Raw genomic sequence first — 25,221 nt, 5'->3', positions numbered from 1 at the left:
GGTTGGTTGAACAACCAGCAAGCCAGTGCGCTGTCGCGCGAGAGGAGCCTGCTGGAGCGGTATGCGCCACCCCGGAATCCGGTGGGCGCGAGCCGTTCAAGCGGACTTGAACGGCTGCACTTCCTGCCACCAGCTCAACACCTGGTCGATCGATTGCTCGATGGACAGCTGGGAGTTGTCGAGGTGGCGGGCATCCTGCGCCGGCTTGAGGGGAGCGACGCTGCGGGACGAGTCCCTGGCGTCGCGCGCTTCCAAGTCGGAGCGAAGACTGTCAAGTGTAGTCGAAATACCCTTTGAAATCAACTGCTTATGCCGGCGTTCTGCCCTCTGGGCAGCGCTGGCCGTGAGGAAGACCTTGAGCGCCGCATCGGGGAAGATCACGGTGCCCATGTCGCGGCCGTCGGCCACCAGTCCCGGAAGCTGCCGAAAGCGCTGCTGCAGCGCCAGCAGCGCCGCGCGCACCGCGGGCAGCGTGGAGACGCGGGAGGCGTCCATGCCGGCGGCTTCGGTGCGGATATCGTCGCTCACGTCTTCACCGGCCAGCAGAACCTTGCCCTCGGTGAAGTGCAGGGGCAGGGACGCTGCCAGGGTGGCAATCTGCGCCTCGTGCTGCGGGTCGGCGCTGAGCCCGGCGCGCCTCATGGCCAAGCCGGTCACGCGGTAGAGCGACCCCGAATCGAGGTAGTGGTAACCGAGCAGGCGGGCCACTTCGGCTGCGAGCGTGCCCTTGCCCGAAGCGGTGGGGCCGTCGATGCAGATCACCGGGACTTCGACAGCCTCGGCCACCGAGAACAGGGTTTCGAAGTAGTCCGGAAAGGTCTTGGCGACGCAGTGGGGCTCGAGAATGCGCACCGGCACCCGGGCCGGATTGAATGCCGCGAGCGAAAAACACATCGCCACGCGGTGGTCGTCGTAGGTGCGGATGCTGGCCGGCCGCCAGTCGGCCACCGCGAGCGGATGCACCCGGATGAAATCGGGGCCGGACTCGACGGTGGCGCCGAGTTTTCGCAACTCGTTGGCCATGGCGTCGATGCGGTCGGTTTCCTTGACGCGCCAGCTGGCGATGTTGCGCAGTGTGCTCGCGCCGTCGGCATACAGCGCCATGACGGCCAGCGTCATCGCGGCATCGGGGATGTGGTTGGCGTCGAGGTCGATGGCCTTGAGCGGCCAGGCGCCGCGACGCACTTCGAGCCAGTTCGGCCCGCTGTCGACCCGCGCGCCCATTTGCTGCGCCGCGTCGATGAAGCGGATGTCGCCCTGGATCGAATCCGCGCCGACGCCCTCGATGCGAACGCCGTCCTGGCCGGCGATACCCGTTGCGATGGCGCCCAGCGCGATGAAATAACTCGCAGAGGAGGCGTCGGCCTCGACATGGATGTCGCCTGGCGTGCTGTAGCTGCTGCCGGCTGGAATGGTGAAGCGCTCCCAGCCATCGCGCCGCACGGTGATGCCGAAGCGTGCCAGCAGGTTCAGCGTGATCTCGATGTAGGGCTTGGAGATGAGCTCGCCGACCACCTCGATCACGATGTCGCGCCCCGCCGCGAGGCCGCCCTGGGGCGGGGCGGCCCCCTCGGGGGGCAGCCAGGACACGCCAGTGCCGAGCGTGGGGGCCGCACTCCTCGCGGCGAGCGGCAGCGCCAGCAGCAAGGCCGTCAAGAACTGGCTCGACACGTCGCCGCGCACGCGGATGGGTGCATCGAACGCCAGCGTGCCGTGATCGGCCGGGCGGATGCGCAGCGGGGGGTAGCCGGGATTGCCCAGATAGTCGATGTGGCAGCCGAGCTGGGTCAGCGCGTCGACCAGATCGCCGATCGGCCGCTCGTGCATGCGCGGCACGCCGCTCAGCTCGAATTCGCCGCCGAGCAGCGACAGGGCGGCGGTCAACGGACGCATCGCGGTGCCGGCATTGCCGAGAAACAGCGGCAGCAACGGCGCGTTGGACTTCAGTTGGCCACAGATGCCAGTGATGCGCAGGGTATTGCCCGCCGGTTCGATGCCGCAGCCGAGCGCGCGCAGCGCGTCGAGCATCACGCGGGTGTCGTCCGAATCGAGCAGATCGTGAATGGTGGTGGTGCCGCTCGCCAGCGCCGCCAGCAGCAGCACGCGGTTCGAGATGCTCTTGGAGCCGGGCAGCCGCACGGTGCCCGAAGCCGCCGCGAGAGGGGGAAGGTCCAGGAAGGCTGTCGAGAACATGTCAGGCGTCCTGCGAGGCGTCGGTGTTGGGCTGCCACGCGGCGCGGACCTTGCTGGCGGCCGCAATCGCATGCTCCAGCGCCTGCGCGTCGGTGGCGGCCATCAGGGCCTCGAGTTCCAGCAGCGCCTTGCGAAAGGCCTGCGATTGCAGCAGCACCTGCTCGCGATTGGCAAGCAGCACGTCGCGCCACATCACCGGGTCGCTGGCTGCAATGCGGGAAAAATCGCGAAAGCCTGGCCCTGCGAGGCCCAGGAAGCGGTCGCCCTGCGGCTGCGCGACAAGGGCGTTGATGTAGGCGAAGGCCAGCAGGTGCGGCAGGTGGCTCACGGCCGCGAAGGCGCTGTCGTGCTCCTCGTGCGTCATGGTGACCACGTGGGCGCCAATGCCGCTCCACACTTGCGAGGCCCGCTGCACGTTGGAGCGCAGCGTGGCCTTGACGGGCGTCAGCACGACCTTGCGGCCGGCGTAGAGCGACGCCTCGGCGTGCTCGATGCCCGACACCTCCTTGCCTGCGATCGGATGGGCCGGAACGAAGCTGGCGAACTGGTTCTGCAGGCCGTGGCGTGCGGCTTCGATCACGTCGCCCTTTGTCGAACCCACGTCCATCACCAGCGTGTCGTTCGAAATGCCGTGGCGAATGGCCTTGAAGGTGGCTTCCGAGGCCGCCACCGGAACCGCCAGCAGCACCAGATCGGAGCCCGAGACCGCCAGCAGCGCGGAAGGCGCCACCACATCGATCACGCCGAGCTGGCGCGCCCGCTCCGTGGTGGAGGGCGACTTGCTGTAGCCGACCACGCGCTTCACGAGTTTTGCGCGCTTGAGCGCAAGCGCAAAGGAGCCGCCCATGAGGCCGCAGCCGATCAATCCCAATTGCTCGAACATGGTGGTTGTCCGGCTCAGGCTTTGACGGGGTAGGCGCCAAGCACCTTGTAGAACGCGCAGAGGCCGCGGAGCTCGGCCAGGGCCGCAGCCACGTTGGGCTGCGAGGGATGGCCGTCCAGGTCGATGTAGAAGTAGTACTCCCACTGGCCGGTGCGCGCGGGCCGCGACTCGAAGCGGGTCATGGATACGTTGTTGACCTTCAGGGGCACCAGCAGGTCGTGCACGGCGCCGGGGCGATTGGGCACGGAGACGATCAGGCTCGTGCAATCGCGCCCGGATGCCGGCGGCATGGCCAGCGTCTGGGGCAGGCAGATGACCGAGAAGCGGGTGCGGTTGTAGGAGTCGTCCTGGATGGCGTGCGCAACGATGTGCAGGCCGAATCGGGTGGCGGCGCGTTCGCCGGCCAGCGCGGCCCATGCCGGGTTGGTGGCCGCGAGCCGTGCGCCTTCGGCGTTGCTGGAAACGGCGCGCCGCTCGGCGTTGGGCAGGTGCTTCGAAAGCCAGGTCTGGCACTGGGCCAGCGCCTGGGGGTGGGCCAGCACCGCCTCGATCCCCTCGAGCGTGTTGCTGCTGCGCAGCAGATGGTGGCGCACCAGCAGGCTGACTTCGCCGACCACGTGAGTGGGCGAATGCAGGAACAGGTCGAGCGAACGCGTGACCACGCCTTCGGTCGAGTTTTCGACGCCGACCACGCCGTACTGGGCGCTGCCGGCGGCCGTGGCGTGAAACACCTCGTCGAAGCTGGCGCAGTAGATCAGGTCGGCGGCGCCGCCGAAGTATTCGATGGCGGCCTGTTCGCAGAAGGTGCCCTCGGGGCCCAGCACGGCGACGCGCTGGGGCGATTCGAGCGCCAGGCAGGCGGACATGATCTCGCGCCAGATGGCCGCCACGTGCAGGTCCTTGAGCGGGCCTGCATTGCTCTTTTGCATCTTCTCGATGACTTGGGCCACGCGGTCGGGGCGGAAATACGGCGTACCTTCGCGCTTCTTGACCTCGCCGACCAGCTCCGCCACGTGGGCCCGCTCATTGAGCAGGCTGAGCAGTTGCTGGTCGAGCGAATCGATCTGCACGCGCAGACCGGCAAGGCTCTCGGAGTTGTCGGGGGAGGAGGGCGGAGTTGGAGCGGAGGCGGTCATCGGTGCGAGCAACAGGGCATGCGCCTAGGCATGCGATCGCTCGAATTCTCGCATGTAGCTCACAAGTGCCCGTACGCCTTCCATCGGCATGGCGTTGTAGATGCTCGCGCGCATGCCTCCGACCGACTTGTGGCCCTTGAGCTGCAGCAGCCCGGCCTCTCGTGCGCCGGCCAGGAAGGCGTCGTTCCGGCTCTCGTCGCAGAGGAAGAACGGCACGTTCATGCGCGAGCGGCAGCCCGGGTCGATCTTGTTGACGTAGAACGAAGAGCCATCAATGAAGTCGTACAGCAGCTTCGCCTTGGCGATGTTGCGCTGTTCCATCGCGGCCACGCCCGTGAGCGTGCCTTCGCTCTGCTGCAGCAGCCATTGGAACGTGAGCCCCGCCATGTAGATGCCCCAGGTCGGCGGGGTGTTGTACATGGACTTGTTGTCGGCAACGATCTTGTAGTTGAAAGCGCTGGGGCAGATCTCGAGCGCATGGCCGAGCAGGTCGTCGCGCACGATCACGAGCGTGAGACCGGCCGGTCCGAGGTTCTTCTGCGCCCCGCCGAATGCCAGGCCGACGCGGCGCCAATCGATGGTGCGCGAGGCCACGTGCGACGAAAAGTCGATGACCAGCGGCGCATTGCTGCCGAGAGCCGCCAGGTCGGGCAGTTGATGAAACTCGATGCCATTGATGGTCTCGTTGGTGCACAGGTGCACGTACGAGGCATCCTCGGTCAGTTGCCAGGTCGACGGGTCGGGAAGCCGGGTGTGATGGTCGCCGGCGTTGCTGGCGGCGATGTTCGCCGTGCAGTAGCGCTGCGCTTCCTTTTGCGACTTGATGCTCCAGCTGCCGGTGATGACGAAGTCGGCGGATTTGCCGCGCGACAGGTTCATCGGCACGATGGCGTTCTCGCCGAGCCCGCCACCCTGCATGAAGAGGATGTGGAAATTCTCGGGCACAGCCAGCAGCGTGCGGATATCGGCTTCGGCCTGGGTACAGATGGCGCCGAATTCCTTGCCGCGATGGCTCATTTCCATCACGCTCATTCCGCTGCCTTGCCAGTCGAGCATTTCGGAGGCGGCGCGTTGCAGCACCGCCTCCGGCATGGCGGCCGGACCAGCGGAAAAGTTGTACGGTCGCGTGCCGGCGGGCTTGGGCTGCTGCTGTGTCACGTCACTTCTTGGCGGGAGCCTTGGCCGGGGCCTTGGCGGGAGCGGCGCCTTGCTGCGAGCCGCCGGTCGGAGCGCCCAGCGCCTTGGCCACGTTTTCGTCCAGCGCGCGCATCTTGGGTTCGATGGTTCCGCGCGTTTCGGTCACGAGCTTTTCGGTCAGCGCGGTCTGCATCTTCGGATTGAGGTCCTGATACTTCTTGCTGAGCGGCGAGTTGATCCAGGCCAGCAGTTGCTTGAGCTCTTCTTCGCTGAAGTTCTGCTCGAGCAGCGGGGTGAGGGCGCCCGGTGCCAGCTGCACGGCCTTGTCGCGCACGATCGGGTAGGCCTCGTCGAAGTACTTCTTCAGTTCGGCGTCGGCGGCCTTGGCAGCTGACTCGCGCTTGGCTTCGGGCACTTGCGTTTGCAGGTACTGCGAACCGGCCTGCGCGATGGGCGCGCTCGATTGCTCGACCAGGCCGCGAGCCAGGGATTCGATGCCGGGGCGTTGCACGTCCACGAACTGCTTGATAAGCGCGGCTTTGTCCTGCGCCATGGCGGCCATCGAGCTGCCAGCCAGGGCGACAGTCAGAAGTGCGAGCTTGAATTTTTTCACTGAGGGTTCTCCGTTGAAGATGTGGAAGTATCGTCTGCGCCCGGCTCGGTCTCGCCGTTGGCGTCGTTTTCGACGATTCGTTGTAGCCCGCTGAGTTTGGCGCCTTCGTCGAGCCCGATCAGCGTGACGCCTTGCGTCGCGCGACCCAGTTCGCGAATCTCGGCAACCCGGGTGCGCACAAGCACGCCCTTGTCGGTGATGAGCATGATCTCATCGTCCGCATGCACGAGGGTGGCGGCAACGACTTTGCCGTTGCGCTCGCTCTGTTGAATCGCAATCATGCCTTTGGTTCCGCGGCCATGACGGGTGTACTCGGTAATGCTTGTGCGCTTTCCGTAACCATTTTCGGTGGCGGTGAGCACGCTTTGCTGCTCGTCCTCGGCCACCAGCATGGCGATCACGCCTTGCCCCGGGTCGAGCGACATGCCGCGCACGCCGCGCGCGTTGCGGCCCAGTGGACGCACGTCTTCTTCGTCGAAACGCACCGCCTTGCCGCCGTCGCTGAACAGCATCACATCGTGCTTGCCGTCGGTGAGGGCGGCGCCGATGAGGTAGTCGCCCTCATCGAGGTTCACCGCGATGATGCCGCCCTTGCGCGGATTGTTGAATTCGTCGAGCGTGGTCTTCTTGACCGTGCCCATGGAGGTTGCCATGAACACATACTGGTCGGCCGGAAAGTTGCGCTTCTCGCCGGTCAGGGCGAGCGCGACGTTGATCTTCTCGCCTTCCTGCAGCGGGAACATGTTGACGATCGGACGGCCGCGCGATCCGCGCGAACCCGCCGGCACTTCCCACACCTTGAGCCAGTAGAGCCGGCCGCGGTTGGAGAAGCACAGGATGTAGTCGTGCGTGTTGGCAATGAAGAGCTGGTCGATCCAGTCGTCTTCCTTGGTGACCGTGGCCTGCTTGCCGCGCCCGCCGCGTTTTTGCGCCCGGTATTCGTGGAGCGGCTGGCTCTTGATGTAGCCGCTGTGCGAGAGCGTGACCACCATGTCGGTCGGGGTGATCAGGTCTTCGGTGGAGAGATCGTAGGCGCTGTGCTCGACCAGGCTGCGGCGTGCGCCGAGCTTGCTCTGGCCGAATTCCTGCTTGATGGTGCCGAGTTCGTCGCCGATGATGACCGAGACCCGTTCGGGCTTGGCGAGGATGTCGAGCAGGTCGTCGATCTCTGCCATGACTTCCTTGTACTCGGCAACGATCTTGTCCTGCTCGAGGCCGGTCAGGCGCTGCAGGCGCATCTGCAGGATTTCCTGCGCCTGGGTTTCCGACAGGCGATAGAGGCCGTCCGAACCCATGCCGAACTCGCGTTCCAGGCCCTCGGGGCGGTAGTCGTCGGCGTTGACCACGCCGCCGTCGGCGCGTGAACGCGTGAGCATTTCGCGCACCAGCTTGCTGTCCCAGCTGCGGGTCATCAGTTCGGCCTTGGCGACCGGCGGCGTCGGGGCGTTGCGGATGATGGAGATGAATTCGTCGATGTTGGCCAGCGCCACTGCCAGGCCTTCGAGCACGTGGCCGCGTTCGCGGGCCTTGCGCAGGGTGAAGACGGTGCGGCGCGTGACCACTTCGCGGCGGTGCTGCAGGAAGACCTCGATCAGGTCCTTCAGGTTGCACAGCTTGGGCTGGCCGTCGACCAGCGCCACCATGTTGATGCCGAAGGTGTCTTGCAGCTGCGTCTGCTTGTAGAGGTTGTTGAGCACCACCTCGGGCACTTCGCCGCGCTTGAGCTCGATCACCAGGCGCATGCCCGACTTGTCGGATTCGTCCTGGATGTGGCTGATGCCTTCGATCTTCTTCTCGTGCACCAGCTCGGCCATGCGCTCCTGCAGCGTCTTCTTGTTGACCTGGTAGGGGAGCTCGTCGACGATGATCGCCTGGCGCTGGCCGCGGTCGATGTCCTCGAAGTGGCACTTGGCTCGCATCACGACCTTGCCGCGGCCGGTGCGGTAGCCGTCCCTCACGCCATTGATGCCGTAAATGATGCCGGCGGTGGGGAAGTCGGGCGCCGGCACGATTTCCATCAGTTCGTCGATGGAAGCCTGTGGATTGCGCAGCAAGTGCAGGCAGGCGTCCACCACCTCATTGAGATTGTGCGGTGGAATATTGGTCGCCATGCCAACCGCAATACCGCCGGAGCCATTCACCAGCAAATTGGGCAGTTTGCTCGGCAAAACCTTGGGTTCTTTTTCCGAGCCGTCGTAATTGTCTTGGAAATCGACAGTTTCCTTGTCGATATCGCCCAGCATTTCGTGCGCAATTTTGGCGAGCCGGATTTCCGTATACCGCATTGCGGCCGCGTTGTCCCCGTCGACCGACCCGAAGTTGCCCTGGCCGTCGACCAGCATATGGCGCATGGAAAAGTCCTGCGCGAGCCGCACGATGGTGTCGTACACGGATTGGTCGCCGTGCGGGTGGTACTTACCGATCACGTCGCCCACGATACGGGCGGACTTCTTGTACGCCCGGTTCCAGTCGTTGTTGAGCTCGTGCATGGCGTACAGCACGCGCCGGTGCACGGGCTTGAGGCCATCGCGCGCATCGGGAAGCGCCCGGCCAACGATCACGCTCATGGCGTAATCGAGATAGCTGCTGCGCATTTCCTCTTCGAGACTGATGGGCAGGGTTTCTTTGGCGAAGGAGGTCATTGAGCGAGAGGCTGGCGGCAGGAAGGCGAAATTTTACGCTGTGAGGGGTGTCGCACCGCCGCAACACAAGGCGGCTATTCCGCCTCCGTCCTACGCTTCCGGGCCGTCCAGCGGCCTGTTTGCCAAAGACCCTATGGCACAATCGCCTCAACGTTTTGGGTGGTGGTCACTTAAAGCGTCCTTGATTCGCAGCGCGGCTGCGGCTTTTTCCCCAAGAGGAGAACCATGAAGAAACTGAATAAAGTGGCGATGATGTTTGCAGTCGCTGCGCTCGCCACTGCCGCCGGCGCGCAGACCCGTGTCACCGCTGCGAATGGCGGTCCTACGATCGACAACTGGCAAAACGGCACCGGCGAACTGGTTTGGAAGAATGGCACGAACGAACTGTGCTGGCGCGATGCCAACTGGACGCCGGCTACTGCCGCCGCCGGTTGCGACGGCGCTCTGGTTGCAGCAGCTCCGCCTGCAGTGATTCCCGCTCCGGGCGCACCGGCCGCTCCCGCGCCTGCACCGCAAGTCGCCGCTTCGAAGGTGACCTTCGCTGCTGATGCATTCTTCGACTTCGACAAGTCGGTTCTGAAGCCCGAAGGTCGCGCAAAGCTGACCGACCTGGTCTCGAAGATCCGTGACGTCAACCTCGAAGTGATCATCGCCGTGGGCCACACCGACTCGATCGGTTCGGACGCCTACAACCAGCGTCTGTCGGTGCGCCGCGCCGAAGCCGTCAAGGCCTTCTTGGTCTCGAAGGGCATCGAACGCAACCGCGTCTACACCGAAGGCAAGGGCGAGAAGCAGCCTGTGGCTGACAACAAGACCAAGGAAGGCCGCGCCAAGAACCGCCGCGTGGAAATCGAAGTGGTCGGCACCCGCGCCAACAAGTGATTCGATTGAATCGCTAAAAAAAACCCCGCTTCGGCGGGGTTTTTTTATGCCTGTCGAATTGCTTCCAGGGGCGAGACGAATGCCCGAGGCCGTTCATCAGCGTATTCTCCGTTTCATAATCGTGGCATGACAGATAACGTGAATGCCGATCCGGCGGAACTGGCCAAGTTTTCGGAACTCGCCCATCGCTGGTGGGATTTGGACAGTGAATTCCGTCCGCTCCATGAAATCAATCCGCTCCGGCTGGAATGGATTGACGGTATTGCGCCCTTATCGGAGCGCAAGGTGCTCGATATCGGCTGCGGCGGAGGCATCCTCGCCGATTCGATGGCCCGAAAAGGCGCCGAGGTGCTCGGCATCGATCTGGCGAGCAAGGCGCTCAAGGTGGCGCGGTTGCACGCGCTCGAAGCCGGCACCAGCGGCGTCAAATACCGCGAAATCAGTGCCGAGGCACTCGCCGCGGAGCAGCCTCGCAGTTTCGACGTCGTGACCTGCATGGAAATGCTCGAGCACGTGCCCGAGCCCGCTTCCATCGTCCAGGCTTGTGCAACGCTGGTGAAGCCGGGGGGCTGGGTCTTCTTCTCCACCATCAACCGCAGCCTCAAGTCGTTCATGCTGGCCATCGTCGGTGCCGAATACGTTTTGGGCATGCTTCCCCGCGGCACCCACGAATACGCAAAACTGATCCGACCCAGCGAGCTGGCGGCCCACTGCCGCGCAGCGGGCCTCGACTTGCGGCACACGCGGGGGATGGAGCACAACCCGTTGACTCGCCGCTACTGGCTCAGCGCCGACACCAGCGTCAACTACATGTTCGCCACGCAGAAGCCGGCCTTGACGACGGGTTCGCAAGCGTGACGGCCGAAGCAGTAAAAGCCGTGCTGTTCGATCTGGACGGCACGCTGATCGACAGCGCACCCGATCTCGGCGCCGCAGCCGACAAGATGCGTACCGATCGCGGTCTCGAGTCGTATCCGCTGGAGCGCTATCGGTTCATGGCCGGGGCTGGCGCACGGGGCATGCTCGGCGTGGCGTTCGGCATCACGCCCGATGCACCGGAGTTCCCCGTACTGCGCGAAGAATTCTTCGTGGCCTATGAAAACCGCATGCTGCTCAATACGCACGTGTTCGACGGGGTACAGGCGCTGATCGACGCCATCTGCGCACGTGGGCTGGCCTGGGGTGTGGTCACCAACAAGTCGGCGCGCTTCACCGATCCGTTGACACGTGCCATTCCGCTTTTCAGCAGCGCGCAGGCTATCGTGAGCGGCGATACGACGCCGTATTCCAAGCCGCACCCCGAGCCCTTGCACGAAGCGGCGCGGCGGATGGGGGTGCCGTCCAGCGCGTGCATCTACGTGGGAGACGACGAACGCGACATCATCGCCGGCCGTGCCGCGGGCATGCGAACCATCGCGGCTACCTATGGCTACATGGGTCCGCAGGCCGATGTGACGCTCTGGAACGCAGATGCCTCGATCGCTACGCCCCTGGAGCTCTTGCAATTGCTAAATAAGGCCTAAAATGGTTGGCTTGGGGCTGCACTGGTTTCGACGTGGGTTCGGAATCGCAGCGGGGCATGTCGAGCTGAATGCGCTCGTAAAACAGATTCAAACAAACTAACTGCAAACGACGAACGTTTCGCACTCGCTGCTTAATTGCCAGTGAGCCTTGCAACAGTTGGCCGATGGGCTGGGCAAGGGGGTCTGGAGCAATCCCGACCTCCCGGCTGCAAGGATAATTACATGGGCTGGCTCCGATCCGGGTACCTTGGGTCGGGGCGAGAAAATAGGGTGCTGGCGTCCGGTTTAGCGTGTGACTGCGCGACTCCGGAAGCGAGACTCAAATCAGATCACTAAACATGTAGAACTGCGCGAAGAAGGCTTGCGGACGGGGGTTCAAATCCCCCCAGCTCCACCATTCATCACAAAAAAGCCAACCTGTGGCAGGTTGGCTTTTTTTTGCCCGGACGCACGGCTATAGTCAGCGGGCGCTGTCACGCCACAACCGTTGCGCCTCCTCGCAAGGCGCTTGGCGGGCCGCTTCGATCCGCCAAAAAAAAGGACGCCGTGCCCGATTCACTGACTTCGACGCTCACGAGCTACTACGACGCGGTGCCCTATGAATCGCACCCGTTCCCGCAAACGGCTGTCGAGCATCTGGAAGCCACTGCGTTCCTGTTCGGTCTCCAGACCCCGGCGCCGGCTCGGGCGAGGGTGCTGGAGCTTGGCTGTGCGGCTGGCGGCAACTTGATCCCGTTTGCCGCGCGCCACCCGGGGGCCAGCGCTTTGGGCCTCGACTTGTCGAAGGTGCAGGTGGAACAGGGCGTTGGAGCCATCTCCCGCGCGGAGCTGCCGAACGTGGAACTGCGGGTATTCGACCTCGCGGAGGTCGATGCATCGTTCGGCCGGTTCGACTACATCGTCTGCCACGGGGTCTACAGCTGGGTGCCCGGCCCGGTGCAGGATGCGATTCTCCGCATCTGCTCCGAGAACCTTGCGCCCGACGGCGTCGCCTATGTCAGCTACAACGTGTACCCGGGCTGGAAGGCGAGGGAGATCGTGCGCGACGCAATGATCCTGCGCGGCGGTCCGCGCGACACGCCGGAAGAACAGCTGTCCTATGCGCGCGGCATGCTCGAATTTCTGGAGCAGTCGGCGCGTTCCGACAGCGTTCTCAAGAAAACGCTCGAAGAAACGATGCCGATCGTGCGCGGTGCCAGCAGTTATTACCTGCTGCACGAATTCCTCGAGCCCTGCAACGCACCTTGCTATTTCAAGGAGTTTGCGGCGCGCGCCGAGGCCAAGGGCCTGGCCTACCTGGCAGATGCGGAGCCCTCGACCATGTTCGTGCAGAACTACGGCGAAAAGGTCCGCGAACCGCTGCTGCGGGAGTGCGGCGGCAGCCAGGTCCTGATGGAGCAGTATCTCGACTTTCTGGTCAATCGCACCTTTCGGCAGACGCTGCTGGTGAAGCAGGGCCGCGGCGGCGACATCCGCTACCGGCTCGACCATGCCCGCATTCACGGCCTTGAATTCGCCGGTGTGTTCACTGCGGCGGACGGTGGCGCGTTGACGCTCGATGCGCGCGAGCAGCCGTGCAAGGCGCTGCGCAATCTCACGGTGACGCTGCGCCTGCCGGTGCACAAGGCCTTGGCACAGGTGCTCGACTCCCGCTATCCGGCCAGCACGTCGGTCGCGGCGCTGGTCGCGGCGGTGGTGGCTGCCACGGGTGAGCCGCGCACTTCGGTCGAGCCGCTCGTGCTGTCGATGCTCGAAGAGCTGCTCATCCTCGGCGCCGTGCGCATCCGGCGCGCGCCGGTGCAGGTCGCCGCCGAGATATCGGCGCGGCCGCGCGCCCTGCCGTCGGTGCGAACGGCATCCGGCCTTGCGTTGTCGGCCGGAAACTCGGCCAGTGTCTGCAACCAATGGCACGATTCCGTGGGGCTCACCGCGCTCGAGCGTTGCCTGTTGCCGCTGCTCGATGGCGCGCATTCGCACGAGATGCTGGCCGACCATCTGGTGGACGAGGTGCGTGCCGATCGCTTGCGCTTCGTCCACGAGGACAAGCCGCTCGCCGAAACTTCAGCGTTGAAGGAATTCGCGCTGAAACAAGTGGCGATTGGCTTGAACGACTTGCGGCGCCGGGCATTGCTGGTCGCATGACCCGATCCATCGCCTCCCACCATCCAACTCAACGAGGGACTTTCTCCATGCAGCAACTCCACTGGACTCCAACATTGCGCGCCGCGGTGGCGGCGGCACTCGTACTGGCGGGCGCAAGCGCTTCCAACGCCGCCTCGCAGGCACCGGTTGCGGCCGAGCACGGCATGGTCGTGAGTGCGCAGCACCTGGCCACCAAGGTCGGTGTCGACGTGCTCAAGCGCGGCGGCAACGCGGTCGATGCGGCGGTGGCCGTGGGCTATGCGCTGGCAGTGGTGTACCCGGCGGCGGGCAACCTCGGCGGCGGCGGCTTCATGACCGTGCAACTGGCCGATGGCCGCAAGACTTTTCTCGACTTCCGCGAGAAGGCCCCCCTGGCCGCGACGGCCAACATGTACCTCGACAAAGACGGCAACGTCATCAAGGGCCTGAGCACCAACGGACACCTGGCCGTGGGGGTGCCCGGCTCCGTGTCGGGCATGGAATACGCGCGCGAGAAGTACGGCACCATGAAGCGCGCCGACCTCATCGCTCCCTCGATCCAGCTGGCCGAGAAGGGCTTTACGCTGGAGCAGGGCGACATCGACATGCTGCGCACCTCCACCAACGATTTCAAGAAGGATCCGGTCTCCGGCGCGATCTTCCTGAACAAGGGAGAGCCGTTCGCGGTCGGCCAGAAGCTGGTGCAGAAAGATCTCGCCAAGACGCTGCGCGCCGTCAGCGCCAAGGGTGTCGACGGCTTCTACAAGGGCTGGGTCGGGCAGGCCATCGTCGCGTCGAGCCAGGCCGGCAAGGGCATCATCACCCAGGCCGATCTCGACCAATACAAGACGCGCGAACTGGCGCCGGTCGAATGCGACTACCGCGGCTATCGCGTGGTGTCGGCGCCGCCGCCGAGTTCGGGCGGCGTGATCATCTGCGAGATGCTCAACATCCTCGAGGGCTATCCGCTCAAGGACCTGGGCTTCCGCTCGGCCGAGTCCGTGCACTACCAGATCGAGGCCATGCGCCACGCTTACGTAGACCGCAACAGCTACCTGGGCGACCCGGACTTCGTGAAGAACCCGCTCGACCGCCTCCTCGACAAGGGCTATGCCGAAAAGATCCGCGCCGCGATCGATCCCAAGAAAGCCGGCGTCTCCAAGGACATCAAGCCCGGCGTCGCGCCGCACGAAGGCAGCAACACCACCCACTACTCGATCACCGACCAACAAGGCAATGCGGTCTCGGTCACCTACACGCTCAACGACTGGTTCGGCGCCAAAGTCACGGCCGACAAGACCGGCGTGCTGCTGAACAACGAGATGGACGACTTCACCGCCAAGATCGGCGTGCCCAACATGTACGGCCTGGTGCAGGGCGAGGCCAACGCCATCGCCCCGGGCAAGCGCCCGCTGAGCTCAATGAGCCCGACCATCGTGTCGAAGGACGGCAAGCCGGTGTTCGTGGTCGGCACGCCCGGCGGCAGCCGCATCATCACGGCGGTGCTGCACACCATCCTGAACGTGGTCGACTACGGCATGAACGTGCAGGAAGCCGTCGATGCGCCGCGCTTCCACCAGCAATGGCTGCCTGATGTCACCAACGTCGAGACCTTTGCGCTGAGCCCCGACACCCGCAAGATCCTGACCGACATGGGCCACAACCTGGGTGTGCCGCAGCCGGCCAACCACCTTGCGGCAATCATCGTCGGCGCGCCGTCCTTGGGCGGCAAGCCGGTCGGCGCCAACCGCTTCTACGGCGCGAACGACCCCCGCCGCAACACCGGCCTGGCCGCCGGATACTGATCCTTCAAACTCGGGCGGTCGTGCCACTTGGGCGCGGCCGCCTTTTTCATTTCCATGCATCTGCAAGACATTCTTTATTCCCAGGGCTTCGGCACGCGGCGCGTGTGCGCGGGGCTGATCCAGCAGGGCCTCGTGACCATCGCGGGCAAGGTCGTGAACGACCCCTTTGCCGACCTCGATCCCGAAGGCCTCTTTTTCACGGTCCAGGGCACCGAGTGGGCGTACCACGAGAAGGCCTACCTGATGCTGCACAAGCCCGCGGGTACCGAGTGCTCCCAAAAGCCCTCGACCTATCCGAGCATCTACACCCTGCTGCCGTCCCCGCTGCGGCTGCGGCCCAACAAGGGTGCGGTGCAGGGCGTGCAGGCCATCGGTCGGCTCGACCAGGACACGACCGGGCTGCTGTTGCTGACCGACGACGGCCAGTTCATCCACCGGATGGGTTCCCCCAAGCACCACGTGCCCAAGGTCTACGAGGTCACGGCCAAGCATCCGGTGGACGATGCGCAGATCGCCAAGCTGCTGGCCGGCGTGGTGCTCGACGACGATCCGAAGCCGGTGCGCGCGGCCGCCTGCGAATCGGACAGCCCGCTGCACCTGCGGCTGACCCTCACCGAGGGCAAATACCACCAGGTCAAGCGCATGCTGGCCGCGGTCGGCAACCGGGTCGAGGGGTTGCACCGCTCGCGCATCGGCCAGCTGGCCCTGCCCACATACCTTGCGCCCGGCCAATGGCGCTGGCTCGACGCCGAACAAGTGGTGGCGCTGCGTGAAAAAACACCGGGATAAGACCACCGGGAACCCGGCGGTCAGCCAGCCGTAGGGTCCGGACGTTGATAATCGACAGCACTCTTCCGGAACTTCTCCCTTGCGATTCCTTGCCCGACCGAACGGCCGCTTTCCGGCCTTCCTGCTTTCCTGCCTGACGGTCTGGGTGGCACAAGCCGCCACCGCTGCACCGCCCGAAGCCCCGCCGATCTTCGTGCTCAATTCGCTGGATGCCAGCGTCAGCGTGATCAACCCCGCCGACTGGACCGAAAAGCAGCGCATCGCCACCGGCAAGGAGCCGCACCACATCTACATGACGCCGGACGAAAAGTCGGTCATCGTGGCCAATTCGGCGGGTGATTCGCTGACCTTTCTCAACCCCAAGACCGCCGAAGTGCAGCGCGTCGTCTACGGCATCATCGATCCGTACCAGCTGCAGTTCTCGCGCGACATGAAGTGGTTCGTCACGGCCGGAAACCGGCTCAACCACGTCGACGTCTATCGCTGGGACGGCAAGGACCTGAAGCTCGCCAAGCGCATTGCCACCGGCAAGACGCCCAGCCACATCTGGATCGACGCCACCAGCACCATCGCCTACGTGACCATGCAGGACAGCGACGAACTCATTGCCGTCGACCTGCCCACGCAGACCATCCGCTGGCGCATGGCCACCGGCCCCATGCCGGCCGACATTTTCGGCGTGCACGGCGACAAGACCCTGCTGGTGGGCCTGACCGGCAGCGACGGCGTGCAGGTGTTCGACGTGGCGGGCGCCGAGCCCAAGCTGGTCGGCAAGATCCCGACCGGCAAGGGCGCGCACGCCTTCCGTTCGGCCGGTGACGGCAAGAGCGTCTTCGTGAGCAACCGCGTGGCCAACACCATCAGCCGGATCGACCTGGCGACGCTGAAAGTGAGCGCAACATACCCCGTGCCGGGCGGCCCCGACTGCATGGACCTGTCCACCGATGGCAAGACCTTGTACGTCACTTCGCGCTGGGCCAAGAAGCTCAGCGTGGTCGACCTCGCGAGCCAGAAGGTCGTGCGCCAGATCAATGTCGGCCGGTCGCCGCACGGCGTCTGGACCCTGGACCATGCGAAAAGAATCTGAGCGGGTCGCATCGGCAGTCCGGCAAGACCGGCTTCACGGTGCTTCCGGCATCGCCGTCGCCATCGCCTGCGCTGCTGCCATGCCGGCCGCCTGGGCGCAAGGCGCTTCCTGCGACAAGCCGGTCTACCTGACCTTCGACACCGGCCACATGGGCGTTGCTCCGCTGGTGGCCGACGTGCTCAAGCGCCAGAACGTCCGCGTCACCTTCTTTGCCGCCGCCGAGCGCACCCAGACCGACGGCGACAGCCTCGACAGCCACTGGGCCCCGTGGTGGAAGGCGAGGGCGGCCGAAGGCCACGAGTTCGCCTCCCACACCTACGACCATGCGTACTGGCGCGGCGACCTCAAGGGGGTGGAGCCAAGCTTTCGCATCAAGCCCTCGGCGGGCGCGTTCGCGGGCCGTGAGTTCACCTGGACCGCGGCCGAGTACTGCGCGAACATCGGCAAGGCGTCCGAGCGGCTGGCCCTCATCACCGGCAAGAAGCCGCTGCCGCTGTACCGGGCACCGGGCGGCAAGACCTCGCCCCGGCTGCTCGCGGCAGCCAAGGCCTGCGGCTTCGAGCACGTGGGCTGGTCGCCCGCCGGGTTCCTGGGCGACGAGCTGCCGAGCGAGAAATTCAGCAACGAAAAGCTCCTCGCGCAGGCGCTGGAAACCATCCGCCCCGGCGACATCCTGCTCGCGCACCTGGGCATCTGGTCGCGCAAGGACCCGTGGGCGCCGGCCAACCTCGAGCCGCTGATCGTCGGGCTCAAGGCCAAGGGCTTCTGCTTCGAGACCCTGCGCCAGCACCCCGACTACCGCGCCTGGATCGCATCCCACCCCTGAGGCCCTTGCCGTGATCGATTGGTTGACGGACGCCTTTTCCGCACTGCAGGGCTGGTTTTTCGAGACCGTGGTCCAGCCCCTGGTCTATGCCGTCGGCCTCGGCGGCTGGACCGAAGACGCCTTCGACGCCACCGGCTGGCTGCTGGTCGGCCTGATCCAGATCCTGTTGCTGCTCGCGGTCATCGGTCCGCTGCAGCGCTGGCGGGCCGTCGAGCCGGTCACCGACCGCCACGCCATTCGCATCGACGTTCTCTACACCCTGATCCATCGTCTCGGCGTGTTCCGCCTGGCCATGTTCTTCACGCTCGAGCCGTTCTTCGACGAGGCCATCGGGAGCCTGCGCACCGCGGGCTGGGGCACCTTCCACCTCGACGAGGTCTGGCCCGGTGTCACCGACGTGCCGTGGGTGGCGTTTGCGATCTACCTCGTGGTGCTCGATTTCGTCGGCTACTGGATCCACCGCGGCCAGCACCAGTTCAACTGGTGGTGGGGCCTGCATTCGCTGCACCATTCGCAGCGCCAGATGACCATGTGGAGCGACGACCGCAACCATCTGCTTGACGACATCGTGCACGACACTCTGATCGTCATCGTGGCGCAGCTGATCGGCGTCGCGCCCGGCCAGTTCATTGCCTTCGTGGCCTTCACGCAGCTCAGCGAAAGCCTGCAGCATGCCAACCTGAAGCTCGGTTTCGGTGCCATCGGCGAGCGGCTGTGGATCAGCCCGCGCTTTCACAGGCTGCATCACAGCATCGGGCTGGGCCACGAATCGCACGGTGCCCACACGCTCGGCGGGCACAACTTCGGCGTGCTGCTGCCCTGGTGGGACATGCTCTTTCGGACCGCCAACTTCGAGCAGCGCTTCGACCCGACCGGCATCCGCGACCAGGTCGAGCCCGGCGCCGACGGACGGCTGCGCGACTACGGGAGCGGCTTCTGGGCGCAGCAATGGCTCGGCCTGAAGCGGATGGTCGGCCGCGGCTGAGCGCCGGCCTGAACCGAGCCGGTTATCCTTCGCACCCAATGCGCCTGCTCCTCGACTCTTTCTGGCGCGCGGTCGCCTATTGCATGCTGCCGCGCGTGATCGTGCTGTCGCTGCTGCCCCTGGGCCTCATGGTGCTGCTGGCCGCAGGGTTCGGCTATTTCTTCTGGGACGCCACCGTGGCATGGACCCGCGAGGCGCTCGATGCCTGGCCCCTGCTGTCGAGCTTCTGGGGCTGGATCGGGCGGCTTTTTTCGGGCGATGTCACGGCCGTGCTCGCGCCGCTGGTGGTCGTGGTGGCCGCCACGCCGTTGATCGTGGTGGTCTCGCTCCTGATCGTGGCCGGCCTCATGGCGCCGCCGCTCACGGCACTGGTGGCGCTGCGCCGCTTTCCCGCGCTGGAGCGCAAGAAGGGCGCCTCTTTCTTCGGCAGCGTGGCGCGCTCGCTCGGCGTGACCGTGCTGGCGCTGGTGGCGCTCGTGGTTTCCATGCCGCTTTGGCTCATTCCTCCGCTGGTGCTCGTCCTGCCGCCGCTGATCTGGGGCTGGCTCACCTACCGCGTGATGAGCTTCGATGCGCTGGCCGAACACGCGAGCCCCGAAGAGCGGGCCACCATCCTGCGCGCGCACCGGCTGCCGCTTTTGTGCGTCGGCGTGCTGTGCGGGTACCTGGGGGCCGCACCCAGCATCGTCTGGGCTTCGGGCCTGCTGTTTGCGGCCGCCTTCTTCGTGCTGGTGCCGCTCGCCATCTGGATCTACACGCTGGTATTTGCGTTTTCGGCGCTCTGGTTCGGCCACTATTGCCTCGATGCCCTGGCGCAGTTGCGCGCACAGCGCGGAGCCGCCGCCGCTTCGACCGAAAGCACCCCAGCCCTCGAAGCCGACCAGGCCGTTCTTTCTCAGTGGAAATCCCCATGACCCGCGCATTCGGACTGATCGTTGTCGGCGACGAAATTCTTTCGGGCAAGCGTGCCGACAAGCACATGCCCAAGGTCATCGAGCTGCTCGCCGCGCGCGGCCTGCAGCTTGGCTGGGCCGAATACGTGGGCGACGTGCCGGCGCGCATCACGGCGGCGCTCGGCCGGGCCTTTGCCTCGGGCGACATCGTCTTTTCGACTGGCGGCATCGGCGCCACCCCGGACGACCACACGCGGCAATGCGCCGCCCAGGCCCTGCGGTTGCCGCTCGAACTGCATCCGGAGGCCGAACTGCTGATCCGCGAGCGCATGCAGGACACCGCGCGCGAGCAGGGCATTGCCTACGAGCCGGACCGCCCGGACAACATCCACCGCCTCAACATGGGCGTGTTTCCGAAGGGCGCCACGATCATCCGCAACCCGTACAACAAGATTCCGGGCTTCAGCGTCGATCACGTCCACTTCGTGCCGGGCTTTCCCGTCATGGCGTGGCCCATGATCGAATCGGTGCTGGACAGCTGCTATTCGCACATGTTCACCAGCGGCCAGGCGGCCGAAAAGTCGGTCATCGTGTTCGGCGCCATGGAAGCAACGCTCACGCCGCTCATGCAGGCCATCGAGGCGGCCCACGCCGGCATCAAGGTGTTCAGCCTGCCCAGCGTCGATCATCCCGAATACGGCCGCCACATCGAACTCGGGGTCAAGGGTGATCCCGTTCGCCTGGAAGCCGCCTACGCGCAGTTGATCGAGGGCCTGCACGCCTATGATGCGAAGCTTGGCCCTGAATTGGTGCGCTAGTTTTGAATGCACCAAATTAGTGATTTTTCGCCTTTTTTTGGGGTTTGCGGCCCTTGCCGGAGCCTCTTGCAGAGAGGCGACAATGGCACAGAAACTGCATCCTTCGTCCCTGTATTCCTAACCACCATCCAACTCAGGAGAAACTGATGGCAAAGACCGTCGCCGATGTACTCAAGCTCGTCAAGGAAAACGAGGTCAAGTTCATCGACTTCCGCTTCACCGACACCCGCGGCAAAGAGCAGCACGTGACCGTGCCCGTCTCGGCTTTCGATGAAGACAAATTCACCTCGGGCCACGCTTTCGACGGCTCGTCCATCGCTGGCTGGAAGGGAATCGAAGCCTCGGACATGCAGCTCATGCCCGACCCCAACACCGCCAACATCGATCCCTTCTTCGAAGAAACGACGCTGATCCTGACCTGCGACGTGATCGACCCCGCCGACGGCAAGGCTACGAGCGCGATCCGCGTTCGCTTGCCAAGCGCGCAGAGGCCTACATGAAGGCTTCGGGCCTGGGCGACACCGCCTACTTCGGTCCGGAACCCGAATTCTTCGTGTTCGACGGCGTTCGCTGGAAGAACGACATGTCGGGCTGCTTCGTCAAGATCGACTCCGAAGAAGCCTCGTGGAACACCGACAAGGAATACGAGCACGGCAACACGGGTCACCGTCCCGCGGTCAAGGGCGGCTACTTCCCGGTTCCCCCGGTCGACAGCTTCCAGGACATGCGCTCGGAAATGTGCCTGGTGCTCGAATCGCTCGGCATCCCGGTCGAAGTGCATCACCATGAAGTGGCCAACGCCGGCCAGATGGAACTCGGCACCAAGTTCAGCACGCTCGTGCAGCGCGCCGACTGGGTCCAGCTGCAGAAGTACGTGATCCACAACGTGGCCCACGCCTACGGCAAGACCGCCACCTTCATGCCCAAGCCCATCGTCGGCGACAACGGTTCCGGCATGCACGTGCACCAGTCGGTCTGGAAGGACGGCAAGAACCTGTTCGCAGGCGACGGCTATGCGGGCCTGTCGGACTTCGCTCTGCACTACATCGGCGGCATCATCAAGCACGCCCGTGCCCTGAACGCCATCACGAACCCCGGCACCAACAGCTACAAGCGCCTGGTGCCCGGCTTCGAAGCCCCGGTGAAGCTGGCCTATTCGGCCAAGAACCGCTCGGCCTCGATCCGCATCCCGTTCGTGGCCAACCCGAAGGGCCGCCGCGTCGAAGCGCGCTTCCCCGATCCGCTGATGAACCCGTACCTCGGCTTCGCGGCGCTCCTGATGGCCGGCCTCGACGGCGTGGAAAACAAGATCCATCCGGGCGAAGCCGCCAGCAAGGACCTGTACCACCTGCCGCCGGAAGAAGACGCGCTGATCCCGACCGTCTGCCACAGCCTCGACCAGGCTCTGGAATACCTCGACAAGGACCGTGCGTTCCTGACCAAGGGTGGCGTGTTCACCGACGCGTACATCGACGCGTACATCGAGCTCAAGATGCAGGAAGTCACGCGCTTCCGCATGGCGACCCACCCGGTCGAATTCGACATGTACTACTCGCTGTAAGGCGAGCCCCTGAGGGGGAAACAAGACAAAAAGGACGGCTGCGGCCGTCCTTTTTTCTTGGGGTGGAACATCTTGTCACCGACAGAGTCGAATTGCAGGAAAATGGCGCTTTCTCGCGCCACCACTGACATTCATGAAGATTGCCTCACTGTTTTTTCTGGCCGCCTCGCTCGCTGCCTTGCCCGCGCTCTCCCAGGAGCGCGTGTGGCGTTGCGGCAATGAATACACCAACAATGCGACCGTGGCGCAGCAAAAAGGCTGCAAGGTCCTGGAAGGCGGCAACGTCACCGTCGTGCAGGGCACCAAGCCGTCGGGCGGTGGTTCCGCAAGCAGCGGTTCCGGGTCGGCCGCCACGCGTGCGCCGGCCGGCAGCCCGCGTGTCGAGGGCGTGGACCAGCGCGCCCGCGACGGCGAAGCACGCTCGGTCCTCGAGGCCGAACTCAAGAAGGCCGAGGCCCGCCAGGCCGAGCTGCAAAAGGAATACAACAACGGCGAGCCCGAGAAGCAGGGCAGCGAAGGCCGCAACTATCAGAAATACCTCGATCGCGTGGCTGAAATGAAAGCCGAGCTGGCGCGCAACGAGAGCGACATCGCGGGCATCCGCCGCGAACTCGGCCGTCTGCCGGCCAAGCAGTAAGTCATGGTGTTCGGGAAGAAGGCGACTGGCGCCGGCCTGCGCTTTCAGTCCTTCGACCTGCTGTCCACGCTGATTGCGGTGGTCAGCACCAACGGCTCGGTGCTGTTCGCCAACGCGGCGCTCGAAGACGCGCTGGGCACATCGCGCCGCACGCTCGAGGGTTCTCAGTTCGGTGCCTGCTTTCACGAGCCGCACGTTCTTCGCACCGCCATCGACGGTGCGCGCAGCAACGACTTCGCCACGCTGCGCTACGAGGCGTTCTTGCGCCGGGTCAACCACGAACTGATGCCGGTGCAGGTCACGCTGGCACAAGGCGACAAGACAGGCGAACTCATCATCGAGATGTCGCCGCTCGAGCAGCAGGTGCGCCAGGACCGCGAGGAACGCCTGCTCGACCAGGCGCAGGCCAACAAGGAACTCATCCGCAACCTTGCGCACGAGATCAAGAATCCGCTGGGCGGCATTCGCGGCGCGGCGCAATTGCTCCAGATGGAGGTCGAGTCACGCGACCTCATCGAGTACACGCAGGTCATCATCCACGAAGCCGATCGGCTGCAGACGCTGGTCGACCGCCTGCTGGCACCGCACCGGCGCCCGCACGTGGTGGGCGACGTGAACATCCATGAGGTGTGCGAGCGCGTGCGCTCCGTCATCCTGGCGGAGTTTCCGCGCGACCTACACATCGAGCGCGATTTCGATCCCTCGATTCCCGAATTCCGCGGCGACCGCGAGCAGCTGATCCAGGCCACGCTCAACATCGTGCACAACGCCGCCCAGGCCCTGGCCGAGCGCCGCGCCGCCGGCGATGCGCAGATCACTTTCAGGACGCGAATCGCCCGGCAGGTGATATTCAACAAGCAGTGGTATCGATTGGCACTGGAATTGCATGTCATCGACAATGGACCGGGTGTGCCGGACACGATCAAGGACCGCATCTTCTATCCGCTCGTATCGGGCCGGGAAGGCGGGACAGGGCTCGGATTGACGCTCGCACAAACCTTTGTGCAACAGCATCACGGCGTGATCGAGTGCGACAGCGTCCCGGGCCGAACCGATTTCAAGATACTGATACCGCTGCCCTAGCAGCCACGGCAACAAGGAGATGCATGAAGCCGATCTGGATAGTTGATGACGACCAATCGATCCGCTTCGTGCTCGAGAAGGCCTTGCTGCGCGAAGACTTGCCCACGCGCAGTTTCACCAACACGCGCGAGGTGCTCGCCGCCCTCGAACTCGCCGAAGACGACGAGCAGCAGGGCCCCCAGGTCCTGGTGAGCGACATCCGCATGCCCGGCGGCTCCGGGCTCGACCTGCTCGACAAGATCAAGGCCAAGCACCCCGGCCTGCCAGTCATCATCATGACGGCGTTCTCCGACCTCGACAGCGCCGTGTCGGCGTTCCAGGGCGGGGCCTTCGAATACCTGCCCAAGCCCTTCGACCTGCCGCGCGCTGTCGAGCTCATCCGCCGCGCCGTCGACGAAAGCCAGCGCGAGGAAGTGGCCGAGGAGCGCATGGTGGCCGCGCCCGAAATGCTGGGCCAGGCGCCCGCCATGCAGGACGTGTTCCGCGCCATCGGCCGGCTCTCGCAAAGCAACGTCACGGTGCTCATCACCGGCGAATCGGGCTCGGGCAAGGAGCTGGTGGCACGCGCGCTGCACAAGCATTCGCCGCGCGCCAACGGCCCCTTCGTGGCCATCAACACCGCAGCCATCCCCAAGGACCTGCTCGAGAGCGAACTCTTCGGCCACGAGCGTGGCGCCTTCACCGGCGCGCAGACCATGCGGCGCGGCCGTTTCGAACAAGCCGAGGGCGGCACGCTCTTTCTCGACGAAATCGGCGACATGCCGTTCGACCTGCAGACGCGCCTGCTGCGCGTGCTGAGCGACGGGCATTTCTACCGCGTCGGTGGCCACAACTCGGTCAAGGCCAACGTGCGCGTCATCGCGGCCACCCACCAGGACCTGGAGCAGCGCGTCAAGCTCGGCGGCTTCCGCGAAGACCTGTTCCACCGCCTCAACGTGATCCGCCTGCGGCTGCCGGCCCTGCGCGAGCGCGGCGAAGACGTGCCCGCGCTCACGCGCCACTTCCTGCAGGTGAGCGCGCGCCAGCTCGGCGTCGAGCCCAAGCGCATCTCTGACGCTGCATTGGCCAAGCTCGCCGCCTTCAGCTTCCCGGGCAACGTGCGCCAGCTGGAAAACATCTGCCATTGGCTGACCGTGATGGCCCCGGCTCAGCTCATCGAAGCCAAGGATCTGCCGCCCGAGGTCATGGCCGCGGCCGCCGGCCCGCAGGTGCAGGCCGCCGACGCAGCCCCTGCCGCAGCGCCGGCTCAAGCCGCCGCGCCGCAGTTGTCACCGAGCCCTGAACGCGAAACGGCACCGGCGAGCACCGCGCCCGAGGCCGCCGAAGGCCTGGTGGGCGCAAGCAGCTGGGAAAGCGGCCTCGAGATCGAAGCCCAGGCGCTGCTCGCGGCCGGGCGCACCGACGTCTGGGACGTGCTCTCGCGCCGCTTCGAGTCGCGCCTCATCCTCACCGCGCTGGCCAACACCCGCGGCCGCCGCATCGAAGCCGCCCAGAAGCTGGGCATCGGCCGCAACACCATCACCCGGAAGATCCAGGAACTGGGGATCGAGTAAAGCCGCCTCGACGAGAGAGCGCGGACGCCCCCTTCCAGAAACACCGCGGAACCG

Annotated in this window: 20 protein-coding genes, 1 other RNA gene and 1 pseudogene; 16 read left to right on the top strand and 6 right to left on the bottom strand. The window is 65.2% G+C overall.

Going from position 1 to position 25,221, the window contains the following annotated elements; translation table 11 throughout:
- Nucleotides 1–96: 96 nt before the first annotated feature.
- The 6 genes from ACAM55_RS16905 to gyrA all read right to left on the bottom strand — a co-directional run bounded on the left by ACAM55_RS16905 (nt 97) and on the right by gyrA (nt 8,604).
- Complete coding sequence (locus ACAM55_RS16905) at nt 97–2,193, bottom strand: bifunctional 3-phosphoshikimate 1-carboxyvinyltransferase/cytidylate kinase (RefSeq protein WP_369652653.1); 2,097 nt, start codon at nt 2,191–2,193, stop codon at nt 97–99.
- A gap of 1 nt (nt 2,194) precedes the next feature.
- Entirely contained in the window at nt 2,195–3,076 is an 882-nt protein-coding gene (locus ACAM55_RS16900; protein WP_369652652.1) for a prephenate dehydrogenase, read from the bottom strand.
- A 14-nt stretch (nt 3,077–3,090) separates the two neighbouring features.
- Nucleotides 3,091–4,212, bottom strand: coding sequence for a prephenate dehydratase (gene pheA, locus ACAM55_RS16895; RefSeq protein WP_145741799.1), 1,122 nt, complete (start codon nt 4,210–4,212; stop codon nt 3,091–3,093).
- Between the two features lie 24 nt (nt 4,213–4,236).
- Entirely contained in the window at nt 4,237–5,304 is a 1,068-nt protein-coding gene (serC, locus tag ACAM55_RS16890; RefSeq protein ID WP_369656417.1) for a 3-phosphoserine/phosphohydroxythreonine transaminase, read from the bottom strand.
- Between the two features lie 67 nt (nt 5,305–5,371).
- On the bottom strand, nt 5,372–5,962 hold the full coding sequence (locus ACAM55_RS16885; RefSeq protein ID WP_093018375.1) for a DUF2059 domain-containing protein: 591 nt from the start codon (nt 5,960–5,962) through the stop codon (nt 5,372–5,374).
- Nucleotides 5,959–8,604, bottom strand: a complete 2,646-nt coding sequence (gene gyrA, locus ACAM55_RS16880; RefSeq protein WP_369652651.1) for a DNA gyrase subunit A — start codon at nt 8,602–8,604, stop codon at nt 5,959–5,961. Before gyrA ends, ACAM55_RS16885 begins: the two co-directional genes overlap by 4 nt.
- Nucleotides 8,605–8,829: 225 nt before the next feature.
- Here gyrA and ompA point away from each other — a divergent pair, with 225 nt between their 5' ends.
- The 16 genes and pseudogenes from ompA to ntrC all read left to right on the top strand — a co-directional run bounded on the left by ompA (nt 8,830) and on the right by ntrC (nt 25,167).
- Nucleotides 8,830–9,486 carry an outer membrane protein OmpA gene (gene ompA, locus ACAM55_RS16875; protein WP_369652650.1) on the top strand — a complete coding sequence of 219 codons (657 nt, stop codon included), beginning with the start codon at nt 8,830–8,832 and terminating at the stop codon, nt 9,484–9,486.
- Nucleotides 9,487–9,612: 126 nt separating this feature from the next.
- Nucleotides 9,613–10,344 (top strand): bifunctional 2-polyprenyl-6-hydroxyphenol methylase/3-demethylubiquinol 3-O-methyltransferase UbiG, encoded by a 732-nt coding sequence (ubiG, locus tag ACAM55_RS16870; protein ID WP_369652649.1) that lies wholly within the window; start codon nt 9,613–9,615, stop codon nt 10,342–10,344.
- On the top strand, nt 10,341–11,009 hold the full coding sequence (locus tag ACAM55_RS16865) for an HAD family hydrolase (protein WP_369652648.1): 669 nt from the start codon (nt 10,341–10,343) through the stop codon (nt 11,007–11,009). Before ubiG ends, ACAM55_RS16865 begins: the two co-directional genes overlap by 4 nt.
- A gap of 12 nt (nt 11,010–11,021) precedes the next feature.
- Nucleotides 11,022–11,406, top strand: a transfer-messenger RNA (tmRNA) gene (gene ssrA, locus ACAM55_RS16860).
- 41 nt (nt 11,407–11,447) lie between these two features.
- Nucleotides 11,448–13,151, top strand: coding sequence for a methyltransferase regulatory domain-containing protein (locus tag ACAM55_RS16855; protein ID WP_369652647.1), 1,704 nt, complete (start codon nt 11,448–11,450; stop codon nt 13,149–13,151).
- Nucleotides 13,152–13,198: 47 nt separating this feature from the next.
- Nucleotides 13,199–14,935 carry a gamma-glutamyltransferase gene (gene ggt / locus ACAM55_RS16850; RefSeq protein ID WP_369652646.1) on the top strand — a complete coding sequence of 579 codons (1,737 nt, stop codon included), beginning with the start codon at nt 13,199–13,201 and terminating at the stop codon, nt 14,933–14,935.
- 54 nt (nt 14,936–14,989) lie between these two features.
- Nucleotides 14,990–15,724 (top strand): pseudouridine synthase, encoded by a 735-nt coding sequence (locus tag ACAM55_RS16845; RefSeq protein WP_369652645.1) that lies wholly within the window; start codon nt 14,990–14,992, stop codon nt 15,722–15,724.
- 79 nt (nt 15,725–15,803) lie between these two features.
- Nucleotides 15,804–16,811: a YncE family protein gene (locus tag ACAM55_RS16840; protein WP_369652644.1), complete on the top strand. Its 1,008-nt coding sequence runs from the start codon at nt 15,804–15,806 to the stop codon at nt 16,809–16,811.
- Between the two features lie 79 nt (nt 16,812–16,890).
- On the top strand, nt 16,891–17,637 hold the full coding sequence (locus ACAM55_RS16835) for a polysaccharide deacetylase family protein (RefSeq protein WP_369656416.1): 747 nt from the start codon (nt 16,891–16,893) through the stop codon (nt 17,635–17,637).
- Nucleotides 17,638–17,647: 10 nt separating this feature from the next.
- A complete protein-coding gene (locus ACAM55_RS16830; protein ID WP_369652643.1) occupies nt 17,648–18,622 on the top strand; it encodes a sterol desaturase family protein in 975 nt (324 codons plus the stop codon).
- A 38-nt stretch (nt 18,623–18,660) separates the two neighbouring features.
- Nucleotides 18,661–19,536, top strand: a complete 876-nt coding sequence (locus tag ACAM55_RS16825) for an EI24 domain-containing protein (RefSeq protein ID WP_369652642.1) — start codon at nt 18,661–18,663, stop codon at nt 19,534–19,536.
- Nucleotides 19,533–20,333 carry a competence/damage-inducible protein A gene (locus ACAM55_RS16820; RefSeq protein ID WP_369652641.1) on the top strand — a complete coding sequence of 267 codons (801 nt, stop codon included), beginning with the start codon at nt 19,533–19,535 and terminating at the stop codon, nt 20,331–20,333. Before ACAM55_RS16825 ends, ACAM55_RS16820 begins: the two co-directional genes overlap by 4 nt.
- A gap of 146 nt (nt 20,334–20,479) precedes the next feature.
- Nucleotides 20,480–21,894: pseudogene (glnA, locus tag ACAM55_RS16815) on the top strand (type I glutamate--ammonia ligase).
- A gap of 133 nt (nt 21,895–22,027) precedes the next feature.
- Nucleotides 22,028–22,531: a hypothetical protein gene (locus tag ACAM55_RS16810; protein WP_369652640.1), complete on the top strand. Its 504-nt coding sequence runs from the start codon at nt 22,028–22,030 to the stop codon at nt 22,529–22,531.
- A 3-nt stretch (nt 22,532–22,534) separates the two neighbouring features.
- Entirely contained in the window at nt 22,535–23,614 is a 1,080-nt protein-coding gene (gene glnL / locus ACAM55_RS16805; protein ID WP_028260054.1) for a nitrogen regulation protein NR(II), read from the top strand.
- 23 nt (nt 23,615–23,637) lie between these two features.
- On the top strand, nt 23,638–25,167 hold the full coding sequence (ntrC, locus tag ACAM55_RS16800) for a nitrogen regulation protein NR(I) (RefSeq protein WP_369652639.1): 1,530 nt from the start codon (nt 23,638–23,640) through the stop codon (nt 25,165–25,167).
- The last annotated feature ends 54 nt before the right edge of the window (nt 25,168–25,221 follow it).

This window comes from Variovorax sp. V213 (genome assembly GCF_041154455.1).
Taxonomy (GTDB): domain Bacteria; phylum Pseudomonadota; class Gammaproteobacteria; order Burkholderiales; family Burkholderiaceae_C; genus Variovorax.
This window is presented reverse-complemented; position numbering and strand designations above follow the sequence as displayed.